Genomic DNA, 16,042 nt, shown 5'->3' with positions numbered 1-16,042 from the left:
TGTAGACAAGACGACATGGACAGCCAGTACGTCGACAGGGTCTTGCAGCGCCTGGCCCACGAAGCCGACTACCGGCCCGCAGGATGGACGCCAAAGGAGATCGCGGATTTCCATCTACTGGTCCAATGCGCACGCGCCGCCAAGCTCGACACCGACTTGCGAAACATGCGCCTGCTGCGGCTACGGCCCTGCCCGGGCGGCGGCCCTGAAACCGCCCTGGCCCCACTGGGTGAGAGCCGTCAGATCACCCTCACCTTCAAGTCCTCGGACAACCACATAACAGTGGCCTTCGAGCTCTTGACCCCAGAAACGGAAACGCCCCGATGAGCACCACGAAACCATCCCCGACCCCGACAGCTCTCTTACCGGTAGGCGAAATACTTGGCCGCGAACTCGACGCCCGCGGATGGACACAAACCGACTTCGCGGCCGTTCTCGACCGACCGACACAGTTCGTCTCCGAAATCGTGACTGGAAAGAAGGAAATCACGCGAGAATCCGCGGCCCAGATAGCTGCGGCCCTCGGGCACACTCCCGAGTATTGGCTTGCCCTCCAGGACCAGTACCTGTTGGCGGAGCAAGCAAAGAACGACGTCACGCAGCATCGGCTCAACGACGTACGCCGACGTGCACGACTCAACACCAAAGGCCCCGTCTCTTTGCTGCAAAAGCGCGGCATTCTCAAGGGAGCCACTCTCGACGAACTCGAAGCAGAGGTCCTGGAGCTCTTCGAAATCCGCACGTTCGATGACGAGCCCAGTTTCGTTGCGGCGGCCAAGCGGTCGAACGAGAACGAACCGATCGCTCCCTTACAGATGGCGTGGGTCGCGTGTGTTCGAAGGAAAGCTCGCGAAGAGCAGCCCCCGCAGAAGTTCTCACCTGAGCCTCTCAAGTCACTTGGTGCGGCACTGCCGCGAATCCTGACCTCACCCGAAGCGTTCGCGGACCTACCGCAACGTCTGGCCGAAGTGGGTGTGCACCTCGTCTACGTTGAAGCGCTGCCCGGCGCAAAGATCGACGGCTGTGCAATGTTTGTCGACGGCTTCCCCGTGATCGGCCTGTCCGGACGCGGCAAACGCCTCGACAAAGTCCTGTTTACCTTGCTCCACGAGATCGCACACATCGCACTCGGTCATGTCGATGCAAACACACTGATCGTCGAGTCGCTCGACGACGGCGCTCAAAACGACCCCGCGGACCAGCATGAGGAGGAGAACGACCTGGAGCGGGCAGCGAACACCCAAGCAAGCAGCTGGGTCTTTCCCAACGGACTAACTACGGTTCCCCATCGCATCGGTGCCCCTTGGATCGCGAACACCGCCGCTAGAGAAGGCATTGCGCCAATAGTCCTGGTCGGCCACCTGCAGCATCTCAAGCGGCTCGACTGGAGAACCACCCTCGCCCGAAAGGCACCCACTGTGACCCACATCCTTGAGGCCTGGTGACCAGCCAGGCAGATATCTCATTGGCAGCCACGTCGCGAGGGTCCGGCCCAACGACCTCAGAAGACGTTCGCCGTATATACACACGGTTTGCTCCCATGGATGTCCGAATGTGCCCTCGCTCAGATCGTCCCGAAAAGGGCTTTAGTACTCGCCGTTGAGGTAGACCGGAAGTCGCCACTCCCATGTCAGGGGTGGCGGTGTGAACAGCGGCATCGAACCGAGAGCACGTGTGCTGTCAGTCCAGCACCAGGAAGGGTCTGTCAAGTTAACGGTGTAACTGGTTGAACTGTAGCTACTTTCGTCCAGCGGACAGGCGTCCGTCGAAGGTGATCTCGAAGGCGTTCAGTGCTGCCTTCCAGCGGTTGGACCAGCGTTGGCGGGCGGTGCCTTTGGGATCGAGGCTCATGATGGCCAGGTACACGCATTTCAGGGCCGCGACCTCGGTCGGGAAATGACCGCGGGCCTTGACGGCCCTGCGGATTCGGGCGTTGACACTTTCGATGGCGTTGGTCGTGTAGATGACCTGTCTGATGGCGTTGTCGAACTGCAGGAACGGCACGAACTCGGCCCAGGTGTTGGTCCAGAGCCGGATGATCGCGGGATAGCGTTTCTCCCATTTGTCGCTGAACTCGGCGAACCGGTCCAGCGCGGCCTGCTCCGACGGCGCGGTGTACACCGGTTTGAGGTCCTTGGCGATCTCGGCCCAGTCCGTGCGGGAGGCGTAGGCGTAGGTATTGCGGAGGAGGTGGACCACGCAGGTTTGCACGATGGTCTGCGGCCACACCTGCCCGATCGAGTCGGGCAGATGCTTCAGACCGTCGCACACGACGATCAGCACATCCTGCACACCACGATTCTTCAGCTCCGACAACACCCGAAGGGGACTGCTGCACGATCCGGTGACAGATTCGGTCACGCAGCCTGTGTGGCTGGTGTGGTCATGATGGTCTCGAACTCGACAGGCGTCAATCTGCCGAGCCGGAGCTGACGTCGCCGGCGGTGATAGGTCCGCTCGATCCAAGTCACGATCGCGATGCGCAACTGCTCGCGTGTGGCCCATCTCTGCCGGTCGAGGACGTTCTTCTGGAGCAGCGCAAAGAACGATTCCATCGCGGCATTGTCGCCGGCCGCACCCACCCGACCCATCGATCCGACCAGGTCGTGGCGGGCGAGGGCGCGGACAAATTTCCGGCTGCGAAATTGCGATCCACGGTCGGAATGAACCACACATCCGGCAACCGAGTCCCGCCGTGCCACTGCCGATTCGAGGGCCGTGACAGCCAGACGGGATTTCATCCGATCGCTGATCGAGTAGCCGACGATCCGGTTCGAGTACACGTCCTTGACCGCACACAGGTAGAGCTTGCCTTCCTCGGTTCTGTGTTCGGTGATATCGGTGAGCCACAAAGTGTTTGGAGCATCCGCGGTGAAGACGCGGCCGACGAGATCATCGTGCACCGGCGGCCCGGAGCGGCCCTTCTTCGAGCCACGTTTCTTGCCGAACACACTCCACCACCTGTTGGTCGAACAGATCCGCCACGCCGTGCGGTCCGACATCGACTCGCCCGCATCGCGGGCTTCGTCGGCGAGGAACCGGTAGCCGAACTCCGGGTCCTCGCGGTGGGCGTCGAACAGGGCGTTCGCCCGGTACGCCTCCTCGAGTTCGGCGTCGGTGACCGGGTCGGCGAGCCACCGGTAGTACGGCTGGCGCGCGATCCCCAGAACCCGGCACGTCACCGCGACGGGAATCCCGCCGGCGGCCAGCTCGCGGACGAGCGGGTACATCATTTTCCCGGAAGATTCGCCTGTGATAGATACGCCGCGGCCCGCCGCAGCACTTCGTTCTCCTGCTCAAGCAACCGGATCCGCTTTCTCAGCTCGCGGTTCTCTCTGGACTCCTCGTTCGTCGTCCCTGGCTTGGTGCCGTCCTCGACGTCGGCATTCCTGAGCCAGTTGGTCAGGCAGGATTCGCTGATGCCGAAGTCGGCGGCGATCTGCCGCAGGTGCTGACCTGGTTCGCGGTTGCGGGCCACGCGGACGACGTCGTCGCGGAACTCTTTCGGATAGGGCTTGGGCACGGGGTCCATCCTTCCAGCAGTGCCTCACGGCACCACAGTTCAGATGTCACCTATCCGTGCAGCAGTCCCAAGCCAATACTTCGCCCCCTCCCCGTCGCCGTGCTCGCCGGCCCATAATCCGAGGATGTCGCGGGTGCCGTCCACAGTCACCCCCATCACGACGTAGATCGGCCGGTTGGCCACGTTGCCGTCGCGGATCTTGACGTGGATGCAGTCGATGAACAGCACCGGATACACCGGGTCCAGCGGCCGGTTCTGCCACTCGGCCATGCCGTCCATCACCCGTTCGGTGATCGTCGAGATCGTCTGCTTGGACACCTCGGCGCCGTAGACCTCGGCCAGGTGCGCAGAGATCTCACCGGTGGTCAGTCCCTTGGCCGACAGCGAGATCACCATGTCCTGCACCCCGGTCAGCCGCCGCTGCCGCTTGGCCACGATCTTCGGCTCGAACGAGGACTCCCGGTCCCGGGGTACGTCGAGCTCGACCGGGCCGGCCTCGGTCAGCACGGTCTTGGCGCGTCTGCCGTTGCGGGAGTTGCCGCTGCCCCTGCCGGCCGGGTCATTCTTGCCGTAGCCGGGGTGGTCGTCCATCTCGCCCTCGAGGGCGGACTCCACCACCAGCTTGGTCAACTTCGCCAGCAACCCGCCCTCGCCGGTGAGCTGGAGGCCTTCGGCCCGCGCCTGATCCACCAGTTCCTGCAGCCGGGCATCGCTGACACCCACAGGTGCCGAGTTCGATTCGTCCTCACGATCAATCACATCGGTCATGGTGGTGCATCTCCTTTCAGAGTTACACCGTTGTTCTTACAGTCCCGATCACCTATCGGCCGGGGGAGCGGGCGTCGCAATGCCGTAAAGGCACCACCGGAGCGTCGAGTCGATTTCAGAGCGTGTCGATGTACTGGCCGAAGGTGTCGACGTGAGGGATCGGGTCGAGGAGCTTCTTACTGCGCAGGACTGTGCGAGCGGTGTCGAGGTAGCGGCGGATGAGGGGGGCGATGGTGTCTTCGCGGTAGGCCAACGCCAGGGGCACGGTCATCGTCGGGGTCCTCAATGGACGGTAGGTAACTCCGTTCATGCGTAGATGGCGTACCGATTCCGGTACGAGTGCGACGCCGAGGCCTGCAGCGACGAGGGCAACCAGGGTGGAGGTCTCGGCTACCTGTTGGCGAACGGAAGGGACGAAGCCTACCTGTTCGCACGCGGCGATCAGGGTGTCGTGCATGGTGGAGGGGTCGCAGTAGCCGATGAAGGCCTCCGCGGTGAGGTCGCGCAGGTCCATCGCAGTGGCGATGGCACGAGGATGTTGTACCGGTAAGGCGACCAAGAGTGGTTCATGACGGAGCAGCTCGACGATGATGCCGGGACTTTTCACCGGAGGGCGCAGCAGGCCGACGGACAAGGTGCCGTCGAGCAGCGCATCGACCTGAGCTGGAGTGAGCATTTCGCTGCGCAGGGTGAGTTCGACGAGGGGATTGCGCTCACGGTAGGCCCGCACCAGATTGGGCATCAGATCGTAGGTGGCCGATCCGGTGAATCCCAATGACAGTGCGCCCATTTCCCCGCGATCGGCTTTTCGTGCGGATTCCATGGCGTCTTCGGCGTCGTCGAGCAGCGCAACGCACCGGTCGTAGAACACCCGGCCCGCTGCGGTGAGCGTGATCGAGCGGGTGGTGCGTTCGAGCAACTGCACGCCGAGTTCGCGTTCGAGTGCACGGATCTGCTGGGACAGCGGCGACTGAGCCATGGACAACCGTTCGGCGGCCCGAGTGAAGTTACCCTCCTCGACGACCGCGCTGAAGTACCTCATGTGGCGCATCTCCATACCGAATTCTGTATTCAGACACAGAAAATCTCAATGGCTCACAAAACAAGTGTTGGACATCTAGATGGCCTGTCCATAGCCTTCGACATGAGAGGTGGATCACAGAGCGGACAAGCAAGGAAACGCTCTCGGTTCCGGGACAACTATCGGCCCGTCCCTCTGGCGAAGGAGAAAACGTGAAAGTCAACCTGTTCCTGCAGGCGCCGTACCGGTACCTTCCGGATGATTTCGAGAGCAAGTACGAGTCGGTGTGCAGCATTCCGTACTCGCTCGTCACCCGGGACGGGATGTACTCGTCGATTCGGGACTTCATGGACGAGCTGATGCACGGTGCGCGCAGTGGTTTCGATGGTGTGGCGGTCACCGAGCATGGTCAAAGCAGCTACGACATGATCCCGAATCCGGATCTGATCTCGAGTGCACTGGCCTACATGACCGAGGCTGAGGGGCTCGAGGTGGCGGTGTACCCGATGGGCCGGTCGTTGGGCAAGGCCCGCGAGCCGCTCCGCGCCGCGGAAGAGTACGCCATGATCGACGTGATGAGCGGCGGTCGCCTGGTGGCCGGGCTGACCGTGGGGTTGAGCTACGACGCCAACATCAACAACGGTGTCCCGCCCATCGAGGTCCGCCCCCGCTTCGACGAGAACCTCGAATTGGTGCTGCGTGCCTGGCGCGAGCAGGATCCGTTCGCTTGGAACGGTCGCTACTCGCAGTACCCGATGGTGAACATGTGGCCACGGCCGCTGCAGGAGAACGTCCCGGTGTGGATCACCGGGATCGGCAACCCCCGCACCATGCGGATGTGTTTCGATCGTGGCTTCGGGTTCAATTATCTGAGCTGGTTCGGTGCCAAACTGACCGGTAAGCGCATCTTCGACCGGATGTGGGAACAAGCCGACGAGGCGGGGGTGGCCCGAAATCCCTACCGTATCGGGTTCTTGCAGACCATTGCCGTCTCCGAAACGGACGAGCGTGCCGAGATCGAGTACGGCCCGCACGCCGAATACGCGTTCCGGAAAGGTTTGGGTTCGATTCCGATCGAGAAGCTCGGTCTGCCCGGAGCTATCGACATCAACGGCGTCAAAGCTCTGATCAAGGATCCCGGCGACTTCGGTCTGTACCACCGCATGCGCACCGCCGCCTTCCACGACCTGGTCGACGCGGGAGTAGTCGTAGTCGGCAGCCCCGACACCGTCGCCGAGCAACTACTCGACTTCTGCCGCGAATACGGCATCGGCAACCTCCACGCCATGCTGGGCTTCGGCTCCCTCCCTCGCCACCTGGTGATGAAGAACATCCAACTGTTCGCCGAAGAAGTGCTGCCCCGACTGCGCACCTTGTGGACCGATACCGATCATCAGCATCACTGGTGGCCGCGCCGGCTCGGCGGCACCCCCATCTCCTACACCACCGCGACGCAGGCAGGAGCGAACGCCCGATGAGCACCCCCTCCATCACCGAACAGACCGTCGACGTCTGGGGCGGCCGACTGACCATCACCGTCAAGATCGCCGGCGCCGGAACGCCGCTGCTGTATCTGCACCCAGCTGCAGGCCTGGCATGGGATCCATTCCTGTCCCACTTGGCCTCGCGATACACCGTCTACGCTCCGGAGTTCCCTGGAACCACCGACGGTAATCCATATGCCATCCATACCATCGACACCCTCAGCGACATGGTGCTCGCTTACGAGGAACTGATCCGCGCGCTCGGACTCGATCGCCCCGTGGTGGTCGGGCAGTCCTTCGGCGGCATGCTCGCGGCCGAACTCGCTGCCGCGTTCCCGGCGTTGCCGGAGAAACTGATTCTGCTCGATCCGATCGGACTGTGGAGCGAGGCTGCCCCGACTGCGAACTGGATCGCCACCCCGCCCGAGCAGCTCCCGGCCTTGCTGTTCCACGACCCCACCAGCCCGGCAGCCCAGGCGATGCTTGCACCATCTGATGACATCGAACAACAGCAGGCTGCCGCGGCCGCCATGGTGTGGGCCTTCGGGTGCACCGGCAAGTTTGCCTGGCCCATCCCCGACCGGGGTCTGCGTCACCGACTGCACCGCGTCGTCGCACCAACTTTGATCGTGTGGGGCCGTGAGGACCGACTCGTCTCCGCGATCTACGCCGAACAGTTCCACAAACTCATCGCCGACAGCACCGTGACCATCATCGAGGACTGTGGGCACATTCCTCAGGTGGAAAAGCTCGACGAAACCCTTGAGGCCGTCGACAAGTTCCTCCTCTGACCCGAGCAGATGCCGATGTCATCCCTGCCGGGTCCCCGAGAGACCAGGAGACCAACTATGACCACCGCAGTGCAACATTCAATGCGCGCTCTTCCACAGGACAAGGACCAAGACGTGGATGCGGCAACGATTCGCCGGGCCATGGGCCGTGTACCGACCTCGGTCGCAGTGGTGACTGCTCTCTGTGACGGGGAACCGGTCGGGATGACCATCGGCTCTTTGACCTCGGTTTCCCTCGACCCGCCTCTGGTGGCATTCTTCGCCTTTTCCGGCTCATCGACATTCGCCCAACTGCGCCGCAGCGAATGCTTCTGCATCAACGTCCTTGCCGAGGACCAAGCCGAGATCTGCCACGGATTTGCCCGGATCGACGGAGCGAAATTCGAAGTCGGCGAATGGGAATACCACCACGGCATCCCCACCATCAAGGACGCAGTGACCACGATCCTGTGCGAACAGGACCATGTTTTCGAAGCCGGCGACCATCTCGGCATGATCGGCCGCGTCACCCACGTCGACTTCAGCGACAACCGGCCCCTGGTGTACTACCGCGGACAAACTTCCCAATTGCACGGGAGCGGCACACCGGACTGAACAACCCGTCCGTTCGGCATCCGCTGCCCGCCGTCATTGAAGACGATTTTTGGTATGACGCCCATACCCTTTAGCTAGCGAAAGCGATGCATGGTCCTGCACGGCGCAGCGCAACGGTTCGGGCCAAGCCCAGCTATGCATCGGTGTCGAGTGTTCCTGGACTCACTAATGCTGATGTACTGCAGCAGGTTTGGACGATACCTCTTCACCCCGGGCAAGAGACGGGTAGTTCACTCTCCGTTCGAACGCAGGATAGTGGCACTACGCCTCCATGTCTCGGATGGATTCATTTCGTACAGTTCAGTCCTTCACGAGGAGAGCCATGACCACCATGGAGAACCCCACCGCCCACGGGTCCGGCAACGCTGCGACCGACAAGTTCAAGTCCGAGCGGGTCACGTCCGACACCTCGGTCGAGCGCGCGTCGGCGATCTACAAGGACCTGCTGGACGCTCTCGCCGGCATCGTCGACAAGCACCAGGTGACCTACGACGAGTACCGGGTGCTCAAGCAGTGGCTCATCGACGTGGGTGAGTACGGCGAGTGGCCGCTGTGGCTGGACGTCTTCGTCGAGCACGAGATCGAGAAGGTGCACTACAACCGCAAGGGCTTCACCGGCACCAAGGGCTCCATCGAAGGCCCCTACTACGTCCCGGACAGCCCGAAGCTCCCGGCCAAGTGCACGATGCCGATGCGCGAGAAGGACAAGGTCGCGCCGCCGCTGGTCTTCAAGGGCCAGGTCACCGACCTCGAGGGCAAAGGCCTGCACGGCGCCACCGTCGAGCTGTGGCACGCCGACGAAGAGGGCTTCTACTCGCAATTCGCCCCCGGCATCCCCGAGTGGAACCTGCGCGGCACCGTCGAGGTCGACGAGAACGGCAACTTCGAGATCACCACGCTCAAGCCGGCTCCCTACAAGATCCCGGCCGACGGACCGACCGGCTGGTTCATCAGCTCCTACGGCGGACACCCCTGGCGTCCGGCCCACCTGCACCTCATGGTGAAGGCTCCCGGCAAGCGCGCCATCACCACCCAGCTGTACTTCAAGGGCGGCGAGTGGGTCGAGGACGACGTCGCCACGGCCGTCAAGCCCGAGCTCATTCTGGATCCGCAGCCCAACGCCGACGGCATCGCCGAGGTGACCTACAACTTCGTGCTCGACCCGGAAGCGTGATCCGGACCGCGGCTGCGGCCTGATCACATCCGAACGAGAGTGCGGGTTGGGAGCGGTGCACGCAGGGCATGCATCGCACGCATGTCACGCACAGCGTGCATTACGAGCATCGCGTGCATCGCCGTTTCGCGGTTTGGCAGATGGCTCCTCGCTGGGGCTCCTCGCTGGGGTTCCTCACCCCGAACAGTGATCGCCTCCACTGAGGCATCCCCGCCGCAAGAGGTACGGCGAGATGGGAGGACCGCAGCTCTCGCAGCCGACAGCAGCAATGCGGATTCAGCGGCCGTCTTCTTGGTGGCTGGTCAACCTCGTGGCGTGCCCACCTGCCGTGCGACATCCTTTGAGCAAGTACCGAGATCCGACCCACCACAACCTCTGTGGGAACCGAGGTGCCCAGGTGCAGGCACCTCGGTCCCGCAGGCGCGACATCGCCTTGATCTCCGTGTTACTTGATCTCGGTGAGCACGGTGCCCTGGGTGACCGCGGCACCCGGCTCGACCGCGAGGCCGGTGACGACGCCCGCCTTGTGGGCGTTGACCGGGTTCTCCATCTTCATGGCCTCGAGCACGGCGATGAGCTCGCCCTCGGCGACCTCCTGGCCCTCGGCAACCGCGACCTTGACGACGGTGCCCTGCATGGGTGCGGTCACCGCGTCGCCCGACGCCTTGCCGGCGCCGCCGCCACCGCGCTTGCGGGGCTTGGGCTTCTTGCGGATCGCGCCGGCACCGCCGCCGTTACCGCCGAGCGAGAACTGCCCGGGCAGCGACACCTCGACGCGACGTCCGCCGACCTCGACGACGACGTTCTGCCGCGGCAGGGCCTCGTCCTCGTCCTCGATCGGGGCACCACCGGTGTACGGCTCGATGGTGTTGTCCCACTCGTTCTCGATCCACTTGGTGTAGACGTCGAACTTCTCGCCGTCGCCCACGAACGCCGGGTTCTCGACGATGTGGCGGTGGAACGGGATCACCGTGGCCAGGCCCTCGACCTCGAACTCGGCCAGCGCGCGGGCAGCACGCTGCAGCGCCTGCTCGCGGGTCTCACCGGTGACGATCAGCTTGGCGAGCATCGAGTCGAACTGACCGCCGATGACGTCGCCGGCGACGACACCCGAGTCGACACGCACGCCGGGGCCCGTGGGCTCCTTGTAGACGGTGATCGGGCCGGGAGCGGGGAGGAAGCCGCGACCGGCGTCCTCACCGTTGATGCGGAACTCGAAGCTGTGGCCGCGCGGGGTCGGGTCCTCGGTGAGCTCGAGCTTCTCGCCGTTGGCGATGCGGAACTGCTGACGCACGAGGTCGATGCCGGCGGTCTCCTCGGTGACCGGGTGCTCGACCTGCAGGCGGGTGTTGACCTCGAGGAAGGAGACGGTGTCGCCCTGCACGAGGTACTCGACCGTGCCGGCGCCGTAGTAACCGGCCTCGCGGCAGATGGCCTTGGCGGAGTCGTGGATGCGCTTGCGCTGCTCGTCGGTCAGGAACGGCGCGGGGGCCTCCTCGACGAGCTTCTGGAAGCGGCGCTGCAGCGAGCAGTCGCGGGTGCCGGCGACGATGACGTTGCCGTGCTGGTCGGCGATGACCTGGGCCTCGACGTGGCGGGCCTTGTCGAGGTACTGCTCGACGAAGCACTCGCCGCGACCGAAGGCGGCGACGGCCTCACGAGTGGCCGACTCGAACAGCTCGGGGATCTCCTCGATGGTCTGCGCGACCTTCATGCCGCGTCCACCACCGCCGAAAGCGGCCTTGATCGCGACCGGCACGCCGTACTTCTCGGCGAACTCGACGACCTCGTCGGCGTTCTTGACCGGGTCCTTGGTGCCGGCCGCCATCGGAGCCTTGGCGCGCTCGGCGATGTGGCGGGCGGTGACCTTGTCGCCGAGGTCGCGGATGGACTGCGGCGAGGGGCCGATCCAGATGAGGCCGGCGTCGATCACGGCCTGGGCGAAGTCGGCGTTCTCGGAGAGGAAGCCGTAGCCGGGGTGGATGGCGTCGGCGCCGGACTTGGCGGCGGCGTCGAGGATCTTGTCGAACACCAGGTAGGACTCGGCCGAGGTGGTGCCGCCCAGCGCGAACGCCTCGTCGGCGAGCTTCACGAACTGTGCGTCTGCGTCCGGTTCGGCGTAGACGGCGACACTGCCGTAGCCCGCGTCCTTGGCGGCTCGGATGACCCGCACAGCGATCTCGCCGCGATTCGCGACGAGCACCTTCGTGATCTGACTATAAGAATGCTTGTGAGAGTAAGTCATCGATTTTCCTTCATCGAACACAGCGAGCATTGACGAAAGTGGTGGGCGCCGTAGACAACCCGTACCGCATCATCTGAGAGGGAGCCCCCCACGCCTCCTCGTCGACGGGTGCCATGGGGGCAGGGGCAGCGCCCGCCGCGGCGAACACGATGAGCACCGCCGCGATCTCCTCAGCGGAGGGGTTGCCGGAGAACACGATCGGATCGTGGTGCAGCACAGGTGTGCCGAGCAGTACGGCCTCGTCCGACTGAGCGTCGACGTCGGCCCGTTCCGTCACCGCGGTCACAGCGGAATGTTTCCATGCTTCTTCGGCGGGAGCGAAACCATCTTCCGCTCGAGCAGGCGCAGCGCGGAGACGATCTGTCCGCGCGTGTGCGACGGCGGGATCACCGCGTCGACGTAACCGCGCTCGGCGGCGACGTACGGGTTCACCAGGGTGTCTTCGTACTCGTTCTGCAGCTCGAGGCGCAGCGCGTCGACGTCCTGACCGTTCTTGGCGGCCTCGAGCAGGCGCTTGCGGTAGACGAAGCCGACGGCGCCGGAGGCACCCATGACGGCGATCTGCGCGGTCGGCCACGCGAGGTTGACGTCGGCACCCATGTGCTTGGAACCCATGACGTCGTACGCGCCGCCGTAGGCCTTACGGGTGATGACCGTGATCTTGCCGACGGTCGCCTCGCCGTAGGCGTAGAGCAGCTTGGCGCCGCGGCGGATGATGCCGTTGTACTCCTGCTCGGTGCCGGGCAGGAAGCCGGGAACGTCGACGAGCGTGATGATCGGCACGTTGAACGCGTCGCAGGTGCGGACGAAGCGCGCGGCCTTCTCGGACGCGTCGATGTCGAGGCAGCCGGCGAACTGCGTGGGCTGGTTGGCGACGATGCCGACGCTGCGGCCGTCGACGCGCCCGAAGCCGACGATGATGTTCTTCGCGCGCTCGGCCTGGACCTCGAGGAACTCGTCGTCGTCGAGCAGGCGACGGATGACCTCGTGCATGTCGTACGGCTGGTTCGGCGAATCCGGGATGAGCGTGTCGAGCTCGATGTCCTCGGCGGTGAGGGAGTCCTCGATCGCACCCTCGATCGGGTCGCTCGGCGCGAGGCGCGGTGCAGCGGCCTGGTTGTTGCTCGGCAGGTAGGACAGCAGATCCTTGACGTAGTCCAGGGCGTCCTGCTCGCCGTCGGCGACGTAGTGCGCGACACCCGACTTGACCATGTGGGTGTGGGCGCCGCCGAGGTCCTCCATCGTGACGTCCTCGCCGGTGACGGTCTTGATGACGTCGGGGCCGGTGACGAACATCTGGCTGGTCTGGTCGACCATCACGACGAAGTCGGTGAGCGCGGGGGAGTAGACGTGACCACCGGCCGCGGGGCCCATGATCAGCGAGATCTGCGGGATGACACCGGAGGCCTGCACGTTGCGGTGGAAGATCTCACCGTAGAGGCCGAGGGAGACGACACCTTCCTGGATGCGCGCGCCGGCGCCTTCGTTGATGCCGATCAGCGGACGGCCGGTCTTGAGGGCCAGGTCCATGACCTTGACGATCTTCTCGCCGTAGACCTCGCCGAGGCTGCCGCCGAAGACGGTGGCGTCCTGCGAGAAGACGCAGACGTCGCGGCCGTCGATCGTGCCGTAGCCGGTGACGACGCCGTCGCCGAGCGGACGGTTGTCGGCCAGGCCGAAGTTGGTGCTGCGGTGGCGAGCGAGGGCGTCGAGCTCGACGAACGATCCTTCGTCGAGGAGCGCCTGGATGCGCTCGCGAGCGGTCAGCTTGCCCTTGGCGTGAACCTTCTCGACTGCGGCCTCACCGACCGGGACCTTGGCCTGTGCTTGACGGTTGCGCAGGTCGGCCAGTTTGCCGACGGTGGTGTGGATATCGGGAAGTGCGAAAGAATCTGTCGCTGTCATCGGTAGCCGTTCTTGTCCTCAGGTGTCGACGCCGCGCCGGTGTTCCTATGTATGCGCAGGTGGCGACAGAAAGCGGATCGCTGCTATGTGTTCGGGTATGTCATGAGTGCGTCGGACGCCATCCCATCCGGGCGGGACAACAGTGTGCCGATACTGCGCATCGGTGTTCCGGACCGGAACCGGTCCCTTTCGAGGGACCGCATAGAACATCGACCCAGCACGTGTGCGCTCCTAGGAGTAGTCCGTGCACTGGATCCATCACCTCATCAACGTCATCGTCACCGTTGGATAGGCAACCGCCAGCGTGATATTCGGCGTTGTAAGCAGGTCGAATTGCGCACTGCTTGGCTTCGCCCGGTCCCTGCCCTTGTCTGTGAGCCGCTAATCGGATTCGTCGAACAACGGCCGGATCCCTTCGGCGAGCATGATGTGGTTGTTGCTGGTGCCGGCTGCGATCATCGGCCACACCAGGGCGGTGTCGTCGACGATGAAGTCGATGACGACGGGACGATCGGTGATGGCTCGGGCCTGGGCGATGGTGGTTTCGAGGTCGTCTTCGTGGTCGCAGCGCAGGGCCACGCAGCCGAGTGCTTCGGCGAGCAGGGCGAAGTCGGGGATGCGTCGGGTGTGGGTGGCGAGGTCGACGCTCGAATAGCGACCTTCGTAATGAACGTGCTGGAGCTGCCGGACCATGCCGAGGTTGCCGTTGTTGATGACGGCGACCTTGATCGGGACACCTTCGATGGCGGCGGTGGCCAGTTCCTGGTTGGTCATCTGGAAGCAGCCGTCGCCGTCGATCGCCCACACTTCGCGGTCGGGAGCGCCAAGTTTGGCGCCGAGCGCGGCGGGGACGGCGTAGCCCATGGTGCCGAGGCCGCCGGAGTTGAGCCAGGTGCGGGGTTTGTCGTAGGTGATGAAGTGTGCGGCCCACATCTGGTGTTGTCCGACCCCGGCGGCATAGATGGCCTCCGGACCGGCAGCCTGCCCGATCGCCTCGATCACGCGTTCGGGCGCAAGAGCGCCGGTGGACGGGCGGGTGTAGCCGAGCGGGTAACTGTCGCGTATCCGGTCGAGCTCGTTATGCCAGTCGGCCAGACCGAAACCGCCAGCGTCTGAGCAGTTGGTGCGGATCTGATTCATCAGGGCGTTGAGCACGTTCGTGCAGTCTCCGACGACCGGGACGTCCGCGTGTCGGTTCTTGCCGATCTCGGCGGGGTCGATGTCGACGTGGATGACTTTGGCTCGAGGGGCGAACGATGTCGGCTCGCCGGTGACCCGGTCGTCGAAGCGGGCGCCGAGGGCGATGAGCAGGTCGCTGCGTTGCAGGGCGGCCACGGCGGCGACGGTGCCGTGCATACCGGGCATGCCGTAGTGCAGCCGGTGGCTGTCGGGGAACGCTCCGCGCGCCATGAGGGTGGTCACGACGGGGATGCCGGTCAACTCGACGAGTTCACGCAGCTTCGGTGCTGCACCGGATTTGATGACTCCACCGCCGACGTAGAGCACCGGGCGTTCGGCTGCGGCGATCAGGTCGGCGGCGGCCCGGATCGGTCTGGGGTGGGGCCGGGTGACGACGCGGTATCCGGGCAGTGCGCGTTCCGGAGGCCAGGAGAAAGTGGTGCGGGCTTGTAGGACGTCTTTGGGGATGTCGACCAGCACCACGCCGGGCCGCCCGGTGGCGGCGATGTGGAAGGCGTCGGCGAAAGCTTTCGGGATCTCGGACGGGTCGGTGACGAGCATGTTGTGCTTGGTGATCGGCATGGTGACGCCGCAGATGTCGACTTCCTGGAAGGCGTCGGTGCCGATGAGGGGCCGTCCGACCTGGCCGGTGATCGCGACGACGGGCACCGAGTCCATCTGGGCGTCGGCCAGCGCGGTGACCAGGTTCGTCGCGCCGGGCCCGGAGGTGGCCATGCACACGCCGACCTTGCCGGTGGCCTGGGCGTAGCCGGTTGCGGCGTGGCCGCCGCCTTGTTCGTGGCGGACGAGGACGTGCCGGACCTGGGGGGAGTCGAGCAGGGGGTCGTAGACCGGCAGGATCGCTCCGCCGGGGATGCCGAAGACGATCTCGACATCGAGTGCTTCCAGGGACCGCACCACCGATTGTGCGCCGGTGACCGGGACCGGTGTGGAGGGCGGATTTGTTGTCGCGCGGGCAGGTTCCGCAGGAGGCCCGGCCGGGTTGGTGTCGGCCGGTGCGAGTGGGATGAGGGCGGTGGGTGGGTTCACGAGTTTTTCTTTGCGGTCGCCGGAAGAGAAGGAAGGTCGGTTCGGTTCGTCGTGTTCGTGGTGCCGGTATGTGCGCGTCGCGTCGGGCCGGGCAGCTTGGCTATGCAGATTTCTCGGAGCAACGAACACGTCGAGATGTCGAGCTCGTCTGTGGGGGCTGCGAGTAGGGCTAGGACACGGCGGTAGAACGTGGTGGGGGTCAGGCCGAACTCGGGCAGGATGTATTCGTCTCCGTCGTCGAAGGATGACCAGCGGAGCACGAAGTCGACCATGGCCCGTGCGTCGGGTGTCATTGTGTCTCCTCTCCG

General features: G+C 64.5%; 13 protein-coding genes and 2 pseudogenes. 6 read left to right on the top strand and 9 right to left on the bottom strand.

From position 1 onward, the window contains the following. Positions 1–15 precede the first annotated feature (15 nt). Both ACSYG9_RS27560 and ACSYG9_RS27555 read left to right on the top strand, forming a co-directional pair. Positions 16–327 carry a hypothetical protein gene (locus ACSYG9_RS27560; protein ID WP_220667174.1) on the top strand — a complete coding sequence of 104 codons (312 nt, stop codon included), beginning with the start codon at positions 16–18 and terminating at the stop codon, positions 325–327. Continuing rightward, positions 324–1,445 (top strand): helix-turn-helix transcriptional regulator, encoded by a 1,122-nt coding sequence (locus ACSYG9_RS27555; RefSeq protein ID WP_220667175.1) that lies wholly within the window; start codon positions 324–326, stop codon positions 1,443–1,445. The genes ACSYG9_RS27560 and ACSYG9_RS27555 overlap by 4 nt, the downstream gene beginning before the upstream one ends. 292 nt (positions 1,446–1,737) lie before the next feature. Here ACSYG9_RS27555 and ACSYG9_RS27550 read toward each other — a convergent pair. From ACSYG9_RS27550 to ACSYG9_RS27535, 4 genes and pseudogenes are all read right to left on the bottom strand, one after another. Continuing rightward, positions 1,738–2,325 (bottom strand): annotated as a pseudogene (locus ACSYG9_RS27550) (IS256 family transposase); the annotation flags it as partial. Between the two features lie 32 nt (positions 2,326–2,357). Beyond that, a protein-coding gene (locus ACSYG9_RS27545; protein ID WP_112320133.1) for an IS3 family transposase occupies positions 2,358–3,523 on the bottom strand; the annotation gives its coding sequence in 2 pieces (ribosomal slippage) (positions 2,358–3,248 and positions 3,251–3,523; 1,164 coding nt in all). Between the two features lie 51 nt (positions 3,524–3,574). Further along, positions 3,575–4,291 (bottom strand): annotated as a pseudogene (locus tag ACSYG9_RS27540) (IS256 family transposase); the annotation flags it as partial. Positions 4,292–4,406: 115 nt separating this feature from the next. Further along, positions 4,407–5,333: a LysR family transcriptional regulator gene (locus ACSYG9_RS27535; protein ID WP_245687711.1), complete on the bottom strand. Its 927-nt coding sequence runs from the start codon at positions 5,331–5,333 to the stop codon at positions 4,407–4,409. Between the two features lie 191 nt (positions 5,334–5,524). On the opposite strand from ACSYG9_RS27535, the gene ACSYG9_RS27530 reads away from it, so the two are divergent. From ACSYG9_RS27530 to catA, 4 genes are all read left to right on the top strand, one after another. After that, positions 5,525–6,790 (top strand): LLM class flavin-dependent oxidoreductase, encoded by a 1,266-nt coding sequence (locus tag ACSYG9_RS27530; protein ID WP_220667250.1) that lies wholly within the window; start codon positions 5,525–5,527, stop codon positions 6,788–6,790. Beyond that, positions 6,787–7,587 carry an alpha/beta fold hydrolase gene (locus tag ACSYG9_RS27525; RefSeq protein WP_220667249.1) on the top strand — a complete coding sequence of 267 codons (801 nt, stop codon included), beginning with the start codon at positions 6,787–6,789 and terminating at the stop codon, positions 7,585–7,587. Before ACSYG9_RS27530 ends, ACSYG9_RS27525 begins: the two co-directional genes overlap by 4 nt. A 114-nt stretch (positions 7,588–7,701) precedes the next feature. After that, positions 7,702–8,181, top strand: a complete 480-nt coding sequence (locus ACSYG9_RS27520; protein WP_454843062.1) for a flavin reductase family protein — start codon at positions 7,702–7,704, stop codon at positions 8,179–8,181. A 322-nt stretch (positions 8,182–8,503) separates the two neighbouring features. Continuing rightward, positions 8,504–9,355, top strand: coding sequence for a catechol 1,2-dioxygenase (gene catA / locus ACSYG9_RS27515; protein ID WP_432677247.1), 852 nt, complete (start codon positions 8,504–8,506; stop codon positions 9,353–9,355). Between the two features lie 445 nt (positions 9,356–9,800). On the opposite strand, the gene ACSYG9_RS27510 is transcribed toward catA, so the two are convergent. From ACSYG9_RS27510 to ACSYG9_RS27490, 5 genes are all read right to left on the bottom strand, one after another. After that, positions 9,801–11,600: an acetyl/propionyl/methylcrotonyl-CoA carboxylase subunit alpha gene (locus ACSYG9_RS27510; RefSeq protein WP_432677245.1), complete on the bottom strand. Its 1,800-nt coding sequence runs from the start codon at positions 11,598–11,600 to the stop codon at positions 9,801–9,803. A gap of 10 nt (positions 11,601–11,610) precedes the next feature. Beyond that, the gene (locus ACSYG9_RS27505; protein ID WP_220667294.1) at positions 11,611–11,886 is read right to left on the bottom strand and encodes an acyl-CoA carboxylase subunit epsilon; all 276 of its coding nucleotides are present in this window, start codon (positions 11,884–11,886) and stop codon (positions 11,611–11,613) included. Further along, on the bottom strand, positions 11,883–13,505 hold the full coding sequence (locus ACSYG9_RS27500) for an acyl-CoA carboxylase subunit beta (RefSeq protein ID WP_432677242.1): 1,623 nt from the start codon (positions 13,503–13,505) through the stop codon (positions 11,883–11,885). Before ACSYG9_RS27500 ends, ACSYG9_RS27505 begins: the two co-directional genes overlap by 4 nt. A gap of 381 nt (positions 13,506–13,886) precedes the next feature. Then, positions 13,887–15,605: an acetolactate synthase large subunit gene (locus ACSYG9_RS27495; protein ID WP_308257122.1), complete on the bottom strand. Its 1,719-nt coding sequence runs from the start codon at positions 15,603–15,605 to the stop codon at positions 13,887–13,889. Positions 15,606–15,730: 125 nt separating this feature from the next. Next, a complete protein-coding gene (locus tag ACSYG9_RS27490; RefSeq protein ID WP_432793393.1) occupies positions 15,731–16,027 on the bottom strand; it encodes a DUF3263 domain-containing protein in 297 nt (98 codons plus the stop codon). Between the last annotated feature and the right edge of the window lie 15 nt (positions 16,028–16,042).

Source organism: Rhodococcus sp. SJ-2, assembly GCF_053750035.1.
The sequence above is the reverse complement of the archived record's forward strand: the minus strand, read 5'-3'. Positions and strand labels throughout refer to the sequence as shown.